This window comes from Brevundimonas sp. SL161 (assembly GCF_049896985.1).
Lineage (GTDB): Bacteria > Pseudomonadota > Alphaproteobacteria > Caulobacterales > Caulobacteraceae > Brevundimonas.
In genome coordinates this window covers 30,880-48,245 of the sequence record NZ_JAFCVJ010000001.1, presented here as the reverse complement: position 1 = coordinate 48,245, position 17,366 = coordinate 30,880, and the positions used below count along the sequence as shown (strand labels likewise).

The following is a 17,366-nucleotide window of genomic DNA, read 5'->3' as shown; positions in this document are numbered from 1 at the left end:
GGTAGAACCGCTTTTACCACACCGCCGAATCCCCTCAAAGCGGGGCGCACTGCCCTCCGAGCCAAGCCTTCGCCTCGCCGTCCAACAGCGGCCCGACCTTGGCCAGGGTCTCGGCGTGATAGGCGTCGACATAGGCCCGCTCGTCGGTGGTCAGGGCCGCGACATCGATCAGCTTTCTGTCCAGCGGGGCGAAAGTCAGTTGCTCGAAGCCGTGCATCGGCCGCTCGCCGCCGGGGATGGGCTCGGGCGCCGTCACGACCTGCAGCGTCTCGATGCGGATGCCCCAGTGGCCCACGCGGTAGTAGCCGGGCTCATTGGACAGGATCATGCCGGTCAGCAGGGGCTGACTGTTGACCGCCTTGGCGATCCGCTGCGGCCCTTCGTGCACGCCCAGATAGGAGCCGACGCCGTGACCCGTGCCGTGGTCGTAGTCGTGGCCCACCATCCACATCGGCGCGCGGGCGAGCGCGTCGAGCTGGTGCCCCGACGTCCCGACGGGGAAGCGGATCACGGCCATGGCGATGTGGGCCTTCAGCACCAGGGTGAACATGCGGCGCTGGTCGGACGAGGGCTCGCCGATGGCCATGGTCCGGGTCACATCGGTGGTGCCGTCGAGATACTGTCCGCCGCCGTCGACGAGCAGCAGCGAGCCCGGCTCCATCTTGCGGATCGTGCGGGTGACGGGCTTGTAGTGCGGCAGCGCCGCATTCGGCCCGACACCCGCGATGGTGTCGAAGCTGAGGTCCTTCAGCGCCCCAGTCTTCTCGCGGAACCGCTCCAGCGCCTCGACCACGCCGCGCTCGTCCGGCAGTTCGACCTGTGCGACCGTATCGACCCAGTGCAGGAACCGCGACAGCGCCGCGCCGTCGCGGATGTGGGCCTGACGTGAGCCTTCGATCTCGACCGCGTTCTTGGCCGCGCGCGGCAGGGCGCACGGGTCCACCCCCCGAACCACGGTCGCCCCGACCAGATCCAGCCGGTCGAAATACCAGGCCGAAGACTGGGCGGGATCGATCAGGACCTTGAACCCCTTCATCCCCTCCAGCGCCTGCCCCAGTTCGCCCGGGGCCATCAGGGTCACGTCGTCGCCCACCCAGCCCGGCAGTTCGTTGGTCACCTTGGCAGGGTCGAGGAACAGCATCGCCGTCCCATTGGCCGCCAGGATCGCCTGGGCCAGCGGCAGGGGCGAGCGGATCACGTCCCCGCCCCGCACATTGAACAGCCAGGCGATCGACGAGGGCGCGGTCAGGACCACGGCGTCGGCTCCGGCTGCGGCGACCGCTTCCGCTATCCTTCTCCGCTTCGACGCACTCGACTCGCCCGAATAGCGGTCTTCGTGCGGCACGACGGGAGCGGCGGGCTGGGCCGGGCGCGCCTCGGCCCAGGCGGCGTCCACCGGATTGTTGTCGACGGGCTTCAGGCTGGCCCCGGCCTTGGCCGCCGCTCGCTTGAGCGTGGCCAGGGCATCGGGGCTGTGCAGGCGCGGATCGTAGCCGATCACGGCCCCCTTCGGCGCACGCTCGAGGTAGGCGGGGACACCGCCGTCAACGAGGTCGAGGATCTCGAACAAATCGGCATCGACTTGGGCCCGGACCTGCACCGTGTAGCGACCGTCGGCGAAGACGGCGGCCGTGTCCTTCATCACCACGCCCGCGCCGGCCGAACCGGTGAAACCGGTCAGCCATCCCAGACGGTCATTGGCGGTAGGCAGGTATTCGTTCTGATGCTCGTCCTCGTGCGGGACCAGGAAGCCGTCCAACCCCTGCTGCGCCATCGCGGCGCGAACGAGCGGAAGGTGTTTCGCCCCGAAGGACGGCGAGGTGGTTTCATCGAAGGACTGGCGCATGAAAATCGCCATAGCATCTCCCTCCCCATGAAGGGGAGGGAGATGCAGGAGACGATCAGTTCTGCGGCGACGTGCTTGTGATTACTGCCGAACCCGAAGTGGGCGCGGGCTGCGCGGCCGGGACGGTGATGATCACGGGCGCCGGTTGGCTGGCGGCGCGGGCCATGTCGGAGCGCGCCTGACTGGTGGCGCGAGCCGCCTCGGCCTGGGCGCGCGCAGCATCCATCCGGGCGATGTCGACGCTCTGCTGGGCGCCGGCGATTTGACCCTGGACCACCGCCTGATCCGCGCGCGCCTGGGCGGCAACGGCGTCCGCCTGGGCCTGGGCCAGCAGGACCTCGGTCTCGTCGTCGCGCCCCCCCGATGACAGGACCCACAGCACGGCGATCAGGACGGCGGCAGCCAGTCCGCCGGCAATCCACCAGCCTGTGCTCGACTCGCGCTGCACGACGACCGTCTCGCTGTAGACAGGCTCGGTCACAACGATGCGCTCGATCCTGGCATTGGGGTCGATATTCGGGTCGTACTGGCTCACGTGAAATCCCTCCATTAAGTCACCAGAACGGCTTCGCTTCGTCGGAGTTCCGCCTATGCCATCCGCCTCAGCACCAGGGCGCTCCACGCATCGCGATGGATCCGTCGTTCCAGCCGGAATCCGCGCGACAGATAGGCGGCCGAAACCCGCCGCTCCTGTGTCCGCAGCAGCCCGCTCAGGATCGCCACCCCGCCGATCCGCAGGCTCATCTTGATGTCCTGCGACAGGGCGACCAGCGGCGGAGCCAGAATGTTCGCGAACACCAGGTCATAGGGCGCGCCGGCCCGCACCTTCATGTCGTTCAGGCCCGAGGCGTGGACGAAGCGGGCATTGGCCTGGTTCAGCTTCGCGTTCTCATTGGCGATCCGCACCGAAGGCGCGTCGATGTCGGTGCCGACGGCCAGAGCCGCGCCCGTTCGCGCCGCCGCGATGGCCAGCACGCCCGTTCCACAGCCGACGTCCAGCACCTTCTCGAACCGTTCGCGCTTCAGCAGTTCGTCGTAGGCGACCAGACAGCCGACCGTCGTGCCGTGGTGCCCGGTCCCGAAGGCCGCGCCCGCGTCGATCTTCAGATTCACGGCATTGGGCGGCACCCGTCCCTGATCGTGGGCGCCATAGACGAAGAACCGTCCGGCCCGCACGGGCGGCAGGCCTGACAGCGACATGGCCAGCCAGTCGGCGTCGGCCAGGGGCTCGACCTTCACCGTCACGCCGGGATGCTCGGCCAGTCGCGCAATCAGGGCCTCGACCTCTTCCTCCGAAGTCGGGAAGGCGTCGATGCGCCAGATGTCGCGATCCTCGTCTTCCTCGAGAATGGAATAGGTCGCGCCTTCCAGCAGGAAGTCGGAATCAATGGCTTCGGCGGCCGCTTCGGCGGCGGCGCGAGACCCGCGCGCGATTATCTGGACGGGATTGTGGGACATTTATTCAAACACCGGTATCATTGCGAATCGATACTATTGAGTTTGCGCCTGTGCTCTCACGCACCGGACGCAATCGTTCCAACCGAGGGGTCGGGGAATACATGGCCAAGTCACCGTCTACTGCGTCGCCCAAAGCGTCCGCCGCTTCCAAGCCTAAAGCAGCCGCGAAGTCGACTGCGAAAACGGCCAAGCCCGCTGCAGCAAAGCCCGCCGTCGCCGCCAAGCCCGTAGCGGTGAAGGCCGCCCCGGCCGCCAAGCCGGCTCCAAAGGTGGCTGTGAAGTCCGCCGCCAAGCCGGCTGCGAAGCCTGCGGCAAAGCCCGCCGCCAAGGCCGCCGCCCCGAAGACCACGGTCAAGGCCGGCGCTCCCAAGGCTGCCGCCAAACCCGCTGCCAAGCCTGCCGTCGCGAAGGCTCCAGCCAAGGCCGCTCCGAAAGCGGCTGGGAAGAAGCCCGCCGCCAAGGCTGCTCCGAAGGCCGCTACGACGGCTCCGGCCGCGAAAGCTGTCGCTCCCGCCGCCAAGCCGGCCGCCGTCGCACCGGCTGCCAAGCAGGTCGTCGCTCCGGCTCCCGCCGCGAAGCCCGCCGTGTCCCCGGCCGCCGCTGCCCCTGCTGCCAAGCCTGCGGCTCCCGCGCCGAAGAAGGGCTTCTTCGACAAGTTGGCCGACGCGATCTTTGGCAAGCGCTAGAAGCCTGTGGCCTGAAACGACAAACGCCGGGCGGTTCGCACCGCCCGGCGTTTTCGTGTCTGGTATCCGGCGCCGGGTCAGTCGGCGGGCAGATCCTCGGCCAGGATCGCCATCTCGAACATGAAGCTGCCGTCCTCGTCCTCGTCGTCGAACACGACACCGATGAACTCGTCACCGACATAGACCTCGGCCGAATCGTTCACCTTCGCACGGGGCTTCACGATGATGCCGCCGGTGTTGAAGGTGCGCTTCAGGTGCGTCTCGATGCGCTTCATGTCTGCTTCGTTCACGGCGGGCCTCGGTGGTCTGGATTGAAGGCGCGGACCCTAGAGAAGCTGGATCGGCCTGTCACGTCTCCTCCCTGTTCGCGCAGCAAATGGTGAGGTGGCAGCGAGTTCTTCCGAGCTGACGAAGGGGTTCTTGTCGCCGCGAAGAACCCCTCCGTCTCGTCGCTTCGCTACGAGCCACCTCCCCACGCCTGCGGCGCAGGGAAGAGACACTCGGCTCAGATCACGAAATCATAGACGATGTCGGCCAGGGTATGGTCCATCGTCCGGGCCGGCTCCGCCGCAGTGGGGCAGTTGACCAGCCGCGCCGGAACACCGGCCACGGTGCAGCCCGCGGGTACCGGCTTCAGCACCACCGACCCCGAAGCCACCTTGGCGTAGTCGCCGACCACGATATTGCCCAGCACCTTTGCCCCGGCGCCCAGCAGCACGCCCTTGCCGATCTTCGGATGGCGGTCGCCCCGCTCGGCGCCCGTGCCGCCCAGGGTCACACCGTGCAGCATCGACACCTGGTCGCCGACCACGGCCGTCTCGCCGATGACGATGCCCGTGCCGTGATCCAGGAACAGGCCGGAGCCGAGCTGCGCGCCCGGGTGGATGTCGATCTGGAACAGCTCGGAGATCCGGCTCTGGAAGTGGAAGGCCAGGGTCTCGCGTCCCTCCGTCCACAGCCAGTGCGCGACCCGGGACGCCTGAAGCGCCTGGAAACCCTTGAAGTACAGGAACGGCTGCAAGAGCGTCTTGATCGCCGGATCGCGCTCGGCCACGGCCTGCAAGTCCGCCTCCGCCGCCGCCACAATGGTTGCATCGGCCTGGAACGCCGACAGGCAGACCTCGCGCACAGTCATGGCGCGCAGTTCCTCGTCGCCCAGCTTCCTGGCGATCTGGAAACTCAGCGCCGCCACCAGGTCGTGGTGCGAAAGGATCACGGCGTTCAGCAGCGACGCCAGATGCGGCTCCTCGCGCGCGGCGGCCTCGGCGGAGGACCGCAGCTGGTTCCACACGCTGTCCTGCGACGCGACGACTTCAAGCTTGGGCATCACCGGCTCCATCCGCCCCATCATACCCGGGTGAGCATGGCGTGCGCCAGCCAGCCGGGGATCAGGGATTGCTTCGCCATATGGTAGGCCCTCAGCGCCGTCGCCACCGTAAAGGTGTCGCGCACCGCGCCCCGGTCGATCTCGTGCATCAGGGTCATGAAGGGCACCCGCGCCATGGCGATCACCTCGGTCGGATCCGGCGCAGTGTCGACCTCAGACAGGTCCCAGGCAAGCCAGGCGATGGCCCGCTCGTCGGTGATTGAGTTCGACATCTCCATTCTCAGCACCTCGCGCCAGGACTTCGCCGCCAGGCCGGCTTCCTCGGCCAGTTCGCGCTTGACCCCGTCCAGCGGATCTTCGTTGAACGGCGCCCCGCCCTCCGGCATCTCCCAGGAATAGTTGGCCAGGGCGAACCGCGCCTGGCCGACCAGGGTCACCGTCCCGTCCGAATGAATCGGCAGAACCCCGACAGAAAGGTTCTTCGGCCGCATGACGACATAGGTCGCCGCCGCCCCGGTCGGCGCCGTCGCCGGATGCGAGGTCAGGGTCAGCCACGGGTTCTCGAACACCGTCGCGTCGCCGTCGCTCTTCCACCCCGGCCGCGCGGGCGGGTTCACGTCCCACGAAGGCAGGGGCCGGCCGGCATCGAAGTCGTCGCGAGAGTCGCTCATCACGGGCATATGGCGCCGCATGGGTCGAACGCCTAGCTTCCCGGCATGACACTGCCTCCCCCCGTCGATCTCGGCGCCCCCCTCCCCTCGCCGACCCCGTCACCCGAGATGCTGGCCCGCCTGGCCACCCGCCGCTCGGCTCCGGCCCAGGCCTTGACTGCGCCCGGACCTGACGCCGGGCAGGTCGCCGACATCCTGACCCTGGCCGCCCGCTCGCCCGACCATGGCAAGCTCTTCCCATGGCGGTTCGTCGTCATGGGTCCGGCCAGCCGCGCCGTGATCGCGGAGACGCTCGGCGCCATGGCCGTCGCCAAGGGTCTGCCGTCCAAGGCCCGGGCCGTCCTCGCCAAACTGACCGCCGCCCCGACCACTGTGCTCGTGATCTCGACGGCAGCGCCCGCATCGAAACCCGTCTGGGAACAGCAGCTGAGCGCAGGCGCCGTCTGCATGAACCTGGAGCATGCCGCCTCCGCCTTCGGCTTCGCCTCAAGCTGGATCACCGACTGGTACAGCTACGACGCCGACGCCCTGCCCCTGTTCGGCGTGGGCGAAGACGAGAAGGTCGCCGGCTTCATCCACCTCGGCACCGCAGTCGAGCCCCTGCTGGAACGCGACCGTCCGGACCTGACAGCGATCACGCAACATCGTCCATGAACCGTGTTATGTTGACGCGTCCAGAAAAGGAGATCCGGCCATGAGCCTGCCCTCGTCTGCAACGGCCATCACCTTCGTCCTGACGCGCGACCGGGCCGTGTCCGACGCCTTTTACCGCGACACCCTGGGCCTCCCGTTTCTGACCGACGACGGCTTCGCGGCCGTATTCGATCTGAACGGCGCGAGCTTGCGGATTACCCATGTGCCCGATCATGCCGCAGCCCCTCATCCGGTGCTCGGCTGGCAGGTCGCTGACATCGCCGCGACCGTCGCCGACCTGACGGCCAGGGGCGTGGTCATGATCATCTATCCAGGCATGGGTCAGGACGAGACGGGCGTCTGGACCGCCCCTGGCGGCAGCGCGAAGGTGGCCTTCTTCGCTGACCCCGATGGCAATTTGCTCAGCCTGACGCAGAGCTGACGGGCGGCTTCGTCCACTCCATCATCATGAACCAGGGTACGCGGTTGTAGTGGGCCTGTCGCACCGGATCGCCCCCGTGCGCGGGCGGCTCGGCGAAATGGGTCAGGGTCAGCCCCTGCTCCAGCAGCAGCGCCATATAGGTGCTCAGCGGCCGGTGCCAGTTCTGGATCCGGATGCCCTTCCAGGCGATCCAGCCGGCCTTCTCCTCCAGATAGTCGTCCATCGCATGGGCCCGCCGCCCGTCCGGCAGGGTGACCCACCCCAGGTCGTTGGCGTCGGCGGCCGAGTTGTACCCCGCCAGATTGGCGATCAACAGCCTCCCGCCCGGCGCCAGCATCCGCGTCATCTCCGCGATCGCGGCCCGCACATCCGGGATATCGATCAACGACAGATAACTGACCACAAGGTCGAACACCCCATCGTCGAATCCCAGGGCCTCGGCCGCCTCCACGCGATAATCTCCCTCGGGATCCAGCCTGCGCGCATGGTCGATCAGGCCCACGGTCGGATCGATCCCGACCGCCGCCACCCCCTCGGCCTTCAGCATCCGGCAGAACCGTCCCTCGCCACAGCCGACGTCCAGCGCGCGGGCATACGGCCTCAGCCGGACCCGTTCCAGCATCGGTGCATCCATGACCCAGCGCCGCCCGAAGTCGCCCTCGTCCCCCTGGGACGCGACCCAGGCATCCGCCGATTCCGCCCATCCATCGCTCATCGCGGCTCCTCCTCCGGGCGGTGGACCAGCGACACCAGCACCACCGAGATGATCATCAACAGATACCAGCTGCCGAGCTTGGCCAGCGAAACCATCTCCCACCCCGCCTCCTGACCCGGATAGGCCCAGGCGCGCCCGAGGGTGCCCAGGTTCTCCGCGAACCAGATGAACAGGGCGACCAGGAAATACCCCACCAGCAAGGGCATCTTCAGCCGCGTCCGGTTCGCCGTGAACCAGAACCATCCTCGCCCGAACAGCAGGGCCGTCGCCACGAACAAGGCGAGCCGGATGTCCGGCAGCCAGTGATGGGCGAAGAAGTTGACGTAGATCGCTGCCGCCAGCACCCAGGTCGACCACACCGGTGGATAACCGCGCACGCGGATATGGAAGATGCGCTGCACCCGCGCGATGTAGGAGCCTACCGCCGCATACATGAAGCCCGAGAACAGCGGCACGGCCCCGATCCGCAGCACCGAGTCCTCCGGATAGATCCACGACCCGTGGGCGGTCTTGAACAGCTCCATGATCGTGCCGGCAATGTGGAACAGCAAGATCACGATGACAACGCTCCAGCGACTGGCCGGTAGGCACGCTAAAATGGGTCGCCCTAACGTCCGCTTGTCGCGCTCACGCCAAAGACTGCACCACTCAAAGCAGACGTTCAGAGGCTCGGGAAGCTGTGAACGCGGTCCGGGATTAAGAGTTAGTGAGCAAAGTGCGCCTACCCTACGCCGTCACGAAGCGGGGGTTCTCATGCATGTCATACTAAAAGCTGCGGTTGCGTCCGTAGCTGCGATGCTGGTTCTCGGCGGCTGCGCATCGCAATCTACTCGCATCGCGCTTCAACGCCCCAACCTACCCACAGGGCAGGCGTTTCTGATCCCCGATCACAACGCCTTAAGGGGTGCTGTTGTGGTCGATTATATCTCCGGGATGTCGCAGCATTCGTTCTTTTTCGCCGAAGCTAATCAGCGACAGTTCAGGCCGATGCTTGAAACTGCGCTTGAGAGATCAGGAATGCTTGCCCGAACGCCTGCGGCAGCGAGATACGGCCTCCAAATTGAGTTCATAGACCTGCGAGGTTCCTTTATTGGAGTCGATTTTGACAGCCGAAGCAGAGCGATCTACCGCATTGTTGAACGACGGACGGGACGGATAATCTCCGAGAAAACTGTCGACGCAGGCTTCATGCTCAGATTCATTGGCCTCGTCGAAGAAGACCTGGTCGTAGCCAATCTCGTAACTAATACAGTCTGGGCTGCAGGGCTTGGCCACGTAGCTGGCGCTGGTGGAAGCGCGACCGCATGGAGGCAGGCTTACCAAGCGACGCTGTGGTCAACTCTTTTTGTCCCGTTGCAGCTTGTGAACCCGCTGAACTTCTTCGCGGGAGGCGATTTTTACGGCGATAGTCGCGTCCCTCGTCCACGCGTTCTGAATGGCGACATGTCCACTGAGGGTTATGGATCGAGAGACGGATTCCAACGCGGTGTCCAGGCAGACAAACAGATGATGCGCCAGTCCATTGCGAAGTTCTTCATCGGGCTATCCCAAGAACAAAATATTCCCCTTACAGTCATTCTTCCCTGTGCTTATAATAGAGAGGTCGAGAACCTAAAGGTTGAACTCTCTTATCGCGGTATTCCGTATGCAGGCGAAAACTGCCGAATGGAGCGAGTTGAGATCATACAATAGGTCTAGTGTCCGGAAGAGAAGGTTGCTACCCATTCGATTCGCGCGTTGCTGCCGGGTGACCCAACGACTGCTCACTACCCATCTCTGACATTGAGCACGTCCGCCTTGGAGGCTGAGTGTAATCGCTAGAGGCGATGACCCGCGCCTCGGCCCAGCTCTCCAGCTTCAGGACCAGCATGGCGGCCTGGATCAGCACCGCCCCGATGACCAGAAAGTCATAGCGCGACACCGGGCTGTCGTCGGGCCAGAACAGGAAGGTCAGCAGGATCAGCCCCAGCATCGCCCCTCCGAACAGACAGGCCCAGGCCTGTTTGATCCCGAACATCAGGAAGGCGAAAGCGAAGCGGGTGGCGGGGCGGCGGTCGGCGTCCGTCTGCAGCCGTTCCAGCCATTGACGACCCAGGCTTTCCAGCGGCAGGCGAAGGGAATCTGGCATCTCATCAGACTAGGCCGTTGGCTCTTGCGCCGCCGCCTGGAAATTGCACCAAAAGCCCTTACGCCTGGTTGGCCGCGTCGACGCGCCTCACCCCGCCCGCGTGTTTCGCTTGATGGCAAGGTTCGTCTCGTATATTGCGACGCGTTCTCAATTCGCTGAAAGCCTTCCCATGCTTCGATCCGCCCTGCTCGCCTCCTGTTGCACCCTGCTGCTCGGCGACCCGGCCCTCGCCCAGGAGGCCACGGCCCAGCTCGACGAAGTCATCGTCACGGGTTCCCAGGTGACCCTGACCTCGCCCTACGCCGGGGGTCAGATCGCGCGCGGCGGCCGTGTCGGCCTGTTCGGGGCGCTGAATGTCATGGACACCCCCTTCGCCTCGACCAGCTATACCGAGGCGCTGGTCCGCAACCAGCAGGCCCGCAGCGTCGGCGACGTGCTGCAGAACGATCCGGCCGTGCGCGTATCCAAGGGCTTCGGTAATTTCCAGGAGCTGTATGTCATCCGCGGCTTCCCGGTGTTCTCCGACGACATGACGTACAACGGCCTGTACGGCATTCTGCCGCGCCAGTTCGTGGCCGCGGAATTCCTCGAGCGGGTCGAGGTCTTTCACGGCGCCACGGCCTTCCTGAACGGCGCGGCACCTGGCGGCAGCGGCGTCGGCGGCGCCATCAACCTGACGCCCAAGCGCGCGCCGGACGCGCCGCTGAACCGTCTCACGGCGGGCATCGACGGCGAGAGTGAACTCTATCTGGCCGCCGACCTGGCCCGTCGCTTCGGCGCCGACGGAGACTGGGGCGGACGCTTCAACATCGCCCGGCGCGACGGCGAGGCCGGTGTCGGGGGCGAGGACCGCCAACTGACCGTGATCAGCCTCGGTCTCGACCGCCGTGGCGACCGCGCCCGCGTCTCGGCGGATATCGGATATCAGGATCACCATATCGACGCCCCCCGCCCGACCGTGACCCCGACCGGCGCTGTCCCCGGCGCGCCGTCCGCCGCTGGTAATTTCGCCCAGCCCTGGACCTATACAGACGAGGAACAGTTGTTCGGGGTCGCCCGCGGTGAGTTCGATCTGACCGACACGGTCTCGGCCTGGGCCGCCATCGGCGGGCGTCAGGGCGTAGAGGCCAATGTGCTGGCCAACCCCACGACCCAACCCGACGGTACCCTGAGCACCTATCGCTTCGACAATGCGCGCGAAGACACAGTCTGGTCCGCCGACGCCGGCCTCCGCGCCCGCCTCGCCACCGGCCCCGTCGGCCACACCCTCGTGGCCTCGGCCTCACAGGTCCAGTCGAAATCGCGTAACGCCTACGCCTTCTCCAGCTTCGCCGGCTTCGCCGGCAACCTGTACGCGCCCCTCGCCGTCGCCCCGCCCGCTGCCACCTTCTTCGTCGGCGGCGACCTGTCGGCCCCCAATGTGACCGAGCGGGTCGACAACGCCAGCCTCGCCCTCGCCGACATGATGGCCTTCATGGACGGGCGGCTGCGGATCACCGCCGGCGCCCGGTATCAGAAGATCGAGACGCGCACCTATGACTACAACACCGGCGCGCCCCTCTCGGCATACGAGGGCAACGCGGTCACTCCGGTCTTCGCCGTCGTCTACAGGCCCATCGAGCAGATCTCGCTCTACGCCAACTACGCCGAGGCGCTGATCCCCGGCCAGATCGCGCCGGCCCTCAGCGGCGGCGTGCCCGTCACCAACGCGGGAGAGGCGCTCGATCCCTTCCGGGGCGAACAGGTAGAGGTCGGCATGAAGTATGACGTCGGTCGCTTCGGCGGGAGCGTCAGCCTGTTTCGGAGCACCCTGGCCAGCGCCTATGTCGAGAACGGCGTTTTCGCGGCCAATGGCGAGCAGGAGAACACCGGCCTGGAGATCGCCTACTTCGGCGAGCCCCGAGACGGCCTGCGGGTCCTCGGCGGCTGGACCTGGCTGGACGCCGAGGTAACCCGCTCGGCGGGCGGCGCTTTCGACGGAAACCGTCCCATCGGCACGCCGGAATTCCAGGGCAACGTCAATGTCGAATGGGACCTGCCGCAGGTCCCCGGACTGACCCTCGAGGGCCGCCTCGTCTACACCGGCGAACAGCCGGTCGACGCCGCCAATACCGTCGAGCTGGACAGTTGGACCCGCTTCGACGCCGGCCTCCGCTACGCCGCCGACGTCGCCGGCCGTCCGGTCACTGTGCGTGCCCGGGTCGAGAATCTCGCCGACGAGGATCATTGGGTGGCCGTCGGCGGCTATCCGGGCGCCAACTATCTGACGCTGGGCGCGCCCCGCACTCTCAGGCTGTCGCTTTCGACGGATTTCTGAACCGGATGAAGACCCGCACGATCCGCCTCTGGTCCTGGGTCCACAAATGGTCGAGCCTGGTCTCGACCGCCTTCCTGCTGATGCTTTGCATCACTGGCCTGCCGCTGGTGTTCACCCATGAGCTGGAACACTGGCTGTTGGACGAGGCCTGGGCCCCGGCGAACCCCGAAGGCGACGGCCTGAACCTGGATCAGGTTCTGGCCGTCGCCCTGTCGCGCCATCCAGGCGACGTCCCCGCCTTCATGAGCTTTGACGAGGACCGGCCGGTGGTGAATGTCACCAGCCGCGCTCCCGACGGCCCCGCCGGCCAGTTCAATTTCCAGCCTGTCGACCGGACCAACGGCGACCCGGCCCCGCCGGTCGCCGGCCATCCGGTGATGGAGTTTCTGCTTCAACTCCACACCGACATTTTCCTCGGCCTGCCAGGCATGTTGTTCCTCGGCGGCATGGGGTTGCTGTTGATCGTGGCCGTGGTCTCCGGCGTCGTGCTTTACGCCCCCTTCATGCGACGGGCGCCGTTCGGCACGCTCAGGCTGGAAAAAGCCGCCCGCACCCGCTGGCTGGACTGGCACAATCTGCTGGGGATCGTCACCGTCGCCTGGGTGCTGGTCGTCGGCGCGACCGGGGTGGTCAACGCTCTGGCGACCCCCATCCTCGCCTATTGGAAGGACACGGCGCTGGCCGGTCTGACCGCCGCCCAGGACGCCTCCGCGGCCCCCGGCGAATGGGCCTCGCTGGACGCCGCCGTGGAGCGGGCCAGGGCAGCCCTGCCCGGCCGCACCCTGCAGTTCGTCGCCTTCCCCGGCACGGAGTTCTCGACCGACCACCACTATGCTGTCTTCTTCCACGGCGACACGCCGCTGACGACCCATCTGACCACCCCGGCCCTGATCGACGTCCGCACCGGCGAACTCGCCGCCGTCGCCGCCTCGCCCTGGTATGTGAAGGCCTTGTCCCTGTCGCAGCCGCTGCATTTCGGCGACTACGGCGGCCTCGGGCTCAAGATCGTCTGGGCCCTGCTGGACCTCGCGACCATCATCATCCTCGGGTCAGGCCTCTATCTGTGGCTGACGAAGAAACGGCGGACGCGCTGATGCGCAGCGCGCTTTCCCTGGGCTCCATCTTCGGCGCACCGCTGGCGCTGGCCGGGCTGAGCCTGATCGGCCTTGTCGGCGCCTTGCTGGCCGACGGTGTGTGGGACGGACTGGGCGCCGCCCTGCTGGCGACGACTGTCCTCACGATCGCCTGGACCCGCTTGCGGCAGCGCCGCCGGCGAACGGCGCGCCCGACCTGACCTACCCTCGTCCGCGATAGGTCGGCACGCCCTGGTCGGGCAGCCACAGGCCCTCGGGCGGGGTTCCCGTCTGCCAGAAGACGTCGATCGGAATACCCCCGCGCGGATACCAGTAGCCGCCGATCCGCAGCCAGCGCGGATCCAGCAAATCGGCGATCCGCTTGCCGATGGCCACGGTGCAGTCTTCGTGGAAGGCACCGTGGTTGCGGAAGGCGGTCAGGTACATCTTCAGCGACTTGGACTCGATCAGCCAGTCGCCCGGCGCATAGTCGATGACGATATGGGCGAAGTCCGGCTGGGCCGTCACCGGGCACAGCGACGTGAACTCCGGCGCCGTGAACCGGGCCAGATACAGGGTGTCGGCATGCGGGTTGGGCACCCTCTCCAGCACCGCCGTCTCGGGCGAGGTCGGCTGGATGATGTGCTGGCCGAGCTGGGAGAGGCCGGAGGTGTCGGTGGTCATGAGGCGGGATTTAACGCGACACCGGCCTTCTGTCTCCTCCCCGCGACCCGCATCGGCAGAGTGACGCGGCCGGGACATCCAGCGACGGCGGCACCCGATTTTTCCTCATCGCGCCTTCGGCCGCGCGATCTGACTGGACTCGAAGCGTCGCGTTGCACTCGAAGTGCAAAACTTAATCCAGAACATAATCCTGTTAAATCAGAGCATTAAACAGACCCTCTGCCCGATCTGGACTCTTGCACCCGATGCTCTCCGAGTGCAAATGTCGAGCGTGCCGCCCCACGCGCAGCCGACATTTGCCTTCCCCCGCGACACCCCGCTAAGCGTAGCCAAACGAAACGGAGCGAACGCCATGGCCATCCCCGCCTCCCTGCAGAAGGGCCTCGTCCTGCCGGTCATCGAGGCGCCGATGTTCCTGGTCTCAGGGCCGGATCTGGTGGTCGAGTGCTGCAACAACGGGGTGATCGGCACCTTCCCCTCGCTGAACGCCCGCACGTCCGAAGGCTATGCCGAGTGGCTGGTCGAGATCAAGTCGCGCCTGAACCCCGACGCCGCCGCCTACGGCGTCAACCACATCGTCCACCCGACCAACCCGCGCCTGATGGCCGACATGATGGTCTCGGTCGAGCATGAGGTGCCGCTGATCATCACCTCGCTGGGGGCCGTGCGCGACGTGGTTGATGCGGTGCACGGCTACGGCGGCGTGGTCTTCCACGACATCGCCAACGTCCGCCACGCCAGGAAGGCCGCAGAGTCCGGCGTCGACGGCCTGATCCTGGTCGCCAACGGCGCCGGCGGCCACGCGGGCATCATCAACCCCTTCGCCCTCGTCAACGAGGTGCGCGAGTTCTTCGAGGGCACCATCATCTTGTCGGGCTGCCTGTCGAACGGCCAGGATGTCGCCGCCGCCCTGATGCTGGGCGCCGATTTCGCCTATATGGGCACCCGCTTCATCAACACGACCGAGGCCATGGCTCCCGAGGCCTACAAGGAGATGATCATCGAGTCGGGCGCGACGGACATCGTCCACACCCCCGCCGTCTCCGGCATCCCGGCCAACTTCATGACCAAGTCGCTTCAGGCCAACGGCATCGACCCGAAGTCGCTGCCCGAGCACAAGCTCGACATGGGCGACGAGGCCAAGGCCTGGAAGACCGTCTGGTCCGCCGGCCAGGGCGCCGGCACGATCCACGACGTCATCCCGGCGGCCGAACTGGTGGCGCGGCTGCGGTCGGAATACGCCCTGGCCACAGATCAATTCGCCAGGAAGGTCGGCGTCGCCTAGATCATAGGCGGATGATCCGCATTTTCCTCTGTCTTCTCGTTCTTGCCGGGGGCTTGCCAAACGCTGTGGCGGCGCAGGACAGGGACACCGCGCGCTACCGTCCGGAACGCGCGTCGCACTGGTCGTTCGAGATGGGGGCCGGCACCGACAACCGCTCCAAGGGGGCCTCCAAGAGCGGCTCTGACCCCTACGTCTTCGGGGACGTCCAGTGGAACGGCGCCAACGGCTTTTATGCGGATGCGGAGTTCGAGACGATCGACTCCTCCGGCTCATCGGTCGAGACCGAGATGGAGGCCGGCTGGCAGTATTCGGCGCTCGGGTTCGATTTCGACACCTCCGCCTCGCACAAGTGGCGGCTCGGCGCCGTCGCGGGTCATGACGACGCGGCCTGGGAATATCAGTTCGACGTCATCAAGGATTTCGGCGCAGTCGATGCGCGCTTCCGCGTCGAACATTCGCCGGACGGCCTGGGTTCGACCCGGGCCTCCACCTGGGTCGAGGGCCGCGTCCGCTTCCCCCTCGCCGATCGCCTGAAGGCCAGCGTCACCCTGGGCCTGCGCGAACAGAACAACGCTCCCGACTACACCGGCTGGAACGCCGGCGTCGCCTGGGCCCTGACCGATACGACCGCGCTCGACCTGCGTTGGCACGGCACGGACGCGCAGGATCAGGGGAGCCAGTACGAGGACGCTCTGGTGGCCTCGGTCCTGGTCAGCTTCTAGGGGGGGCAGCGCCCTTGCACCACGGTCGCGCCGACGGGTGCGACACCTGCGGCGGCTTGACGCGCGCCGCGCTGCCCTCGCATCCGGACCGGCGCCGTGACCGTCTCTGTGACGATCCCAACAAGGCGATCCCACTGTCAGGAAACGACTCATGAAGCTCTCCGCCCTCGCCGGCGCCGTCTCGGCCGCTGCCCTGCTCGTCGCCGCCCCCGCGGCCTTCGCCGATCATCACGGCGGCATGAGCCAGTCGACCGTCACCGTCGGCGGCGCTGCCATGTATGCCAACAAGACCATCGTCGAGAACGCCGTCGCCTCGCCGATCCACACCACCCTCGTGGCCGCCGTCACCGCCGCCGGCCTGGTCGAGACCCTGTCGGGCCCCGGCCCCTTCACCGTCTTCGCCCCGACCGACGCCGCCTTCGCCGCCCTCCCCGCCGGCACGGTCGAGACCCTGATCCAGCCCGCCAACAAGGCGACCCTGACCAAGATCCTGACCTATCACGTCATCGCCGGCCGCGTGACCGCCGCCGATGTCATCGCCCTCATCCAGGCGGGCGGTGGATCGGCTGCCATCACCACCGTCTCGGGTGACATCCTGACCGCCTCGCTGCGCGGGGGTTCGGTCATCCTGACCGACGAGAACGGCGGCGTCGCCACCGTGACCCAGGCCGACGTGTTCCAGTCAAACGGCGTGATCCACGTCACCGACGCCGTCTCCCTGCCAAACTAGTGTCCGGGTGCGGAGGTGTTGTAATCACACCTCCGCACATCGCGCCTATACATAACAACGACAGTGTCGCATGGTCACTTTGCCGCACGTCTATTGCATTCATGGAATGTCCGCCCACTTCCTGATCTCTATCAATCAGGAACGTAACATGATCACCGAAACTCACGACATCGTCGACACTGCCGTCGCCGCTGGCTCGTTCACGACCCTCGTCGCCGCCGTCACGGCCGCAGGCCTGGTCGAGACCCTTAAGGGCGCAGGCCCGTTCACCGTCTTTGCCCCCTCCGACGACGCCTTCGCCAAACTGCCCGCCGGCACCGTCGAGGATCTGGTCAAGCTCGAGAACAAGGACAAGCTGACGGCGATCCTGACGCTCCACGTCCTGTCCGGCGCCGTCCATGCCGCCGACATCTCGGGCAAGACCCTCAGCCCGGCCTCGGTCAACGGCGAGACGCTTGACGTCGACGGCACTGATGGCGTCACCGTAAACGGCTCCAAGGTTGTCTCGGCCGATATCGCCTGCACCAATGGCGTGATCCACGTGATCGACACCGTGCTTCTTCCCAAGGGCTAAAATCTGCCTGCAAAAGCAGAGGGCGGCCCTTGCAGGCCGCCCTCTGTAGTTTCGAAATGGTCGTTTCAGGCCGGT

At 66.6% G+C, this 17,366-nt stretch carries 20 protein-coding genes and 1 pseudogene; 11 read left to right on the top strand and 10 right to left on the bottom strand.

Annotated features, from left to right (window positions below; genetic code table 11):
* Positions 1–34: 34 nt before the first annotated feature.
* The 3 genes from ACP7AU_RS00245 to ACP7AU_RS00235 are packed head-to-tail and all read right to left on the bottom strand — an operon-like array spanning position 35 to position 3,304.
* Positions 35–1,846, bottom strand: coding sequence for an aminopeptidase P family protein (locus ACP7AU_RS00245; RefSeq protein ID WP_426050415.1), 1,812 nt, complete (start codon positions 1,844–1,846; stop codon positions 35–37).
* 55 nt (positions 1,847–1,901) lie between these two features.
* Positions 1,902–2,381, bottom strand: coding sequence for a hypothetical protein (locus tag ACP7AU_RS00240; protein ID WP_426035031.1), 480 nt, complete (start codon positions 2,379–2,381; stop codon positions 1,902–1,904).
* A gap of 53 nt (positions 2,382–2,434) precedes the next feature.
* Complete coding sequence (locus ACP7AU_RS00235; RefSeq protein WP_425987500.1) at positions 2,435–3,304, bottom strand: 50S ribosomal protein L11 methyltransferase; 870 nt, start codon at positions 3,302–3,304, stop codon at positions 2,435–2,437.
* A gap of 101 nt (positions 3,305–3,405) precedes the next feature.
* On the opposite strand from ACP7AU_RS00235, the gene ACP7AU_RS00230 reads away from it, so the two are divergent.
* Positions 3,406–3,990: a hypothetical protein gene (locus tag ACP7AU_RS00230; RefSeq protein ID WP_426035029.1), complete on the top strand. Its 585-nt coding sequence runs from the start codon at positions 3,406–3,408 to the stop codon at positions 3,988–3,990.
* Positions 3,991–4,067: 77 nt separating this feature from the next.
* Here the strand turns inward: ACP7AU_RS00230 and ACP7AU_RS00225 are convergent, their stop codons facing one another.
* From ACP7AU_RS00225 to ACP7AU_RS00215, 3 genes are all read right to left on the bottom strand, one after another.
* A complete protein-coding gene (locus ACP7AU_RS00225) occupies positions 4,068–4,265 on the bottom strand; it encodes a DUF3126 family protein (RefSeq protein ID WP_426036037.1) in 198 nt (65 codons plus the stop codon).
* Between the two features lie 230 nt (positions 4,266–4,495).
* Entirely contained in the window at positions 4,496–5,317 is an 822-nt protein-coding gene (gene cysE / locus ACP7AU_RS00220; protein WP_426035027.1) for a serine O-acetyltransferase, read from the bottom strand.
* A gap of 20 nt (positions 5,318–5,337) precedes the next feature.
* Positions 5,338–5,988 (bottom strand): NUDIX domain-containing protein, encoded by a 651-nt coding sequence (locus tag ACP7AU_RS00215; protein WP_426050162.1) that lies wholly within the window; start codon positions 5,986–5,988, stop codon positions 5,338–5,340.
* Positions 5,989–6,033: 45 nt separating this feature from the next.
* On the opposite strand from ACP7AU_RS00215, the gene ACP7AU_RS00210 reads away from it, so the two are divergent.
* Positions 6,034–6,642: a nitroreductase family protein gene (locus ACP7AU_RS00210; protein WP_426035023.1), complete on the top strand. Its 609-nt coding sequence runs from the start codon at positions 6,034–6,036 to the stop codon at positions 6,640–6,642.
* A 40-nt stretch (positions 6,643–6,682) separates the two neighbouring features.
* Positions 6,683–7,063, top strand: a complete 381-nt coding sequence (locus tag ACP7AU_RS00205; protein WP_426050161.1) for a VOC family protein — start codon at positions 6,683–6,685, stop codon at positions 7,061–7,063.
* Here the strand turns inward: ACP7AU_RS00205 and ACP7AU_RS00200 are convergent.
* Positions 7,044–7,778 (bottom strand): class I SAM-dependent methyltransferase, encoded by a 735-nt coding sequence (locus ACP7AU_RS00200; RefSeq protein WP_426050160.1) that lies wholly within the window; start codon positions 7,776–7,778, stop codon positions 7,044–7,046. The genes ACP7AU_RS00205 and ACP7AU_RS00200 overlap by 20 nt on opposite strands.
* Positions 7,775–8,341, bottom strand: a pseudogene (locus ACP7AU_RS00195) (DUF817 family protein); the annotation flags it as partial. The pseudogene ACP7AU_RS00195 and the gene ACP7AU_RS00200, both read right to left, overlap by 4 nt.
* 232 nt (positions 8,342–8,573) lie before the next feature.
* Between ACP7AU_RS00195 and ACP7AU_RS00190 the strand changes: the two are divergent.
* Complete coding sequence (locus ACP7AU_RS00190) at positions 8,574–9,470, top strand: hypothetical protein (protein WP_426050159.1); 897 nt, start codon at positions 8,574–8,576, stop codon at positions 9,468–9,470.
* Positions 9,471–9,495: 25 nt separating this feature from the next.
* On the opposite strand, the gene ACP7AU_RS00185 is transcribed toward ACP7AU_RS00190, so the two are convergent.
* On the bottom strand, positions 9,496–9,906 hold the full coding sequence (locus tag ACP7AU_RS00185) for a DUF817 family protein (protein WP_426050158.1): 411 nt from the start codon (positions 9,904–9,906) through the stop codon (positions 9,496–9,498).
* Between the two features lie 169 nt (positions 9,907–10,075).
* Here ACP7AU_RS00185 and ACP7AU_RS00180 point away from each other — a divergent pair, with 169 nt between their 5' ends.
* The 3 genes from ACP7AU_RS00180 to ACP7AU_RS00170 are packed head-to-tail and all read left to right on the top strand — an operon-like array spanning position 10,076 to position 13,517.
* Positions 10,076–12,223, top strand: a complete 2,148-nt coding sequence (locus ACP7AU_RS00180; RefSeq protein WP_426050157.1) for a TonB-dependent receptor — start codon at positions 10,076–10,078, stop codon at positions 12,221–12,223.
* Complete coding sequence (locus ACP7AU_RS00175) at positions 12,133–13,317, top strand: PepSY-associated TM helix domain-containing protein (protein ID WP_426050156.1); 1,185 nt, start codon at positions 12,133–12,135, stop codon at positions 13,315–13,317. Before ACP7AU_RS00180 ends, ACP7AU_RS00175 begins: the two co-directional genes overlap by 91 nt.
* Positions 13,317–13,517 (top strand): hypothetical protein, encoded by a 201-nt coding sequence (locus tag ACP7AU_RS00170; protein ID WP_426035011.1) that lies wholly within the window; start codon positions 13,317–13,319, stop codon positions 13,515–13,517. Before ACP7AU_RS00175 ends, ACP7AU_RS00170 begins: the two co-directional genes overlap by 1 nt.
* Position 13,518: 1 nt before the next feature.
* On the opposite strand, the gene queF is transcribed toward ACP7AU_RS00170, so the two are convergent.
* The gene (gene queF, locus ACP7AU_RS00165; protein ID WP_426035009.1) at positions 13,519–13,980 is read right to left on the bottom strand and encodes a preQ(1) synthase; all 462 of its coding nucleotides are present in this window, start codon (positions 13,978–13,980) and stop codon (positions 13,519–13,521) included.
* A 352-nt stretch (positions 13,981–14,332) separates the two neighbouring features.
* Between queF and ACP7AU_RS00160 the strand changes: the two genes are divergently transcribed.
* From ACP7AU_RS00160 to ACP7AU_RS00145, 4 genes are all read left to right on the top strand, one after another.
* Positions 14,333–15,265, top strand: coding sequence for an NAD(P)H-dependent flavin oxidoreductase (locus tag ACP7AU_RS00160; protein WP_426035007.1), 933 nt, complete (start codon positions 14,333–14,335; stop codon positions 15,263–15,265).
* Positions 15,266–15,276: 11 nt separating this feature from the next.
* Positions 15,277–15,987, top strand: coding sequence for a TorF family putative porin (locus tag ACP7AU_RS00155; RefSeq protein ID WP_426050155.1), 711 nt, complete (start codon positions 15,277–15,279; stop codon positions 15,985–15,987).
* Positions 15,988–16,138: 151 nt separating this feature from the next.
* Positions 16,139–16,717 carry a fasciclin domain-containing protein gene (locus ACP7AU_RS00150; RefSeq protein WP_426050154.1) on the top strand — a complete coding sequence of 193 codons (579 nt, stop codon included), beginning with the start codon at positions 16,139–16,141 and terminating at the stop codon, positions 16,715–16,717.
* Positions 16,718–16,865: 148 nt separating this feature from the next.
* A complete protein-coding gene (locus tag ACP7AU_RS00145; RefSeq protein ID WP_426050153.1) occupies positions 16,866–17,291 on the top strand; it encodes a fasciclin domain-containing protein in 426 nt (141 codons plus the stop codon).
* The last annotated feature ends 75 nt before the right edge of the window (positions 17,292–17,366 follow it).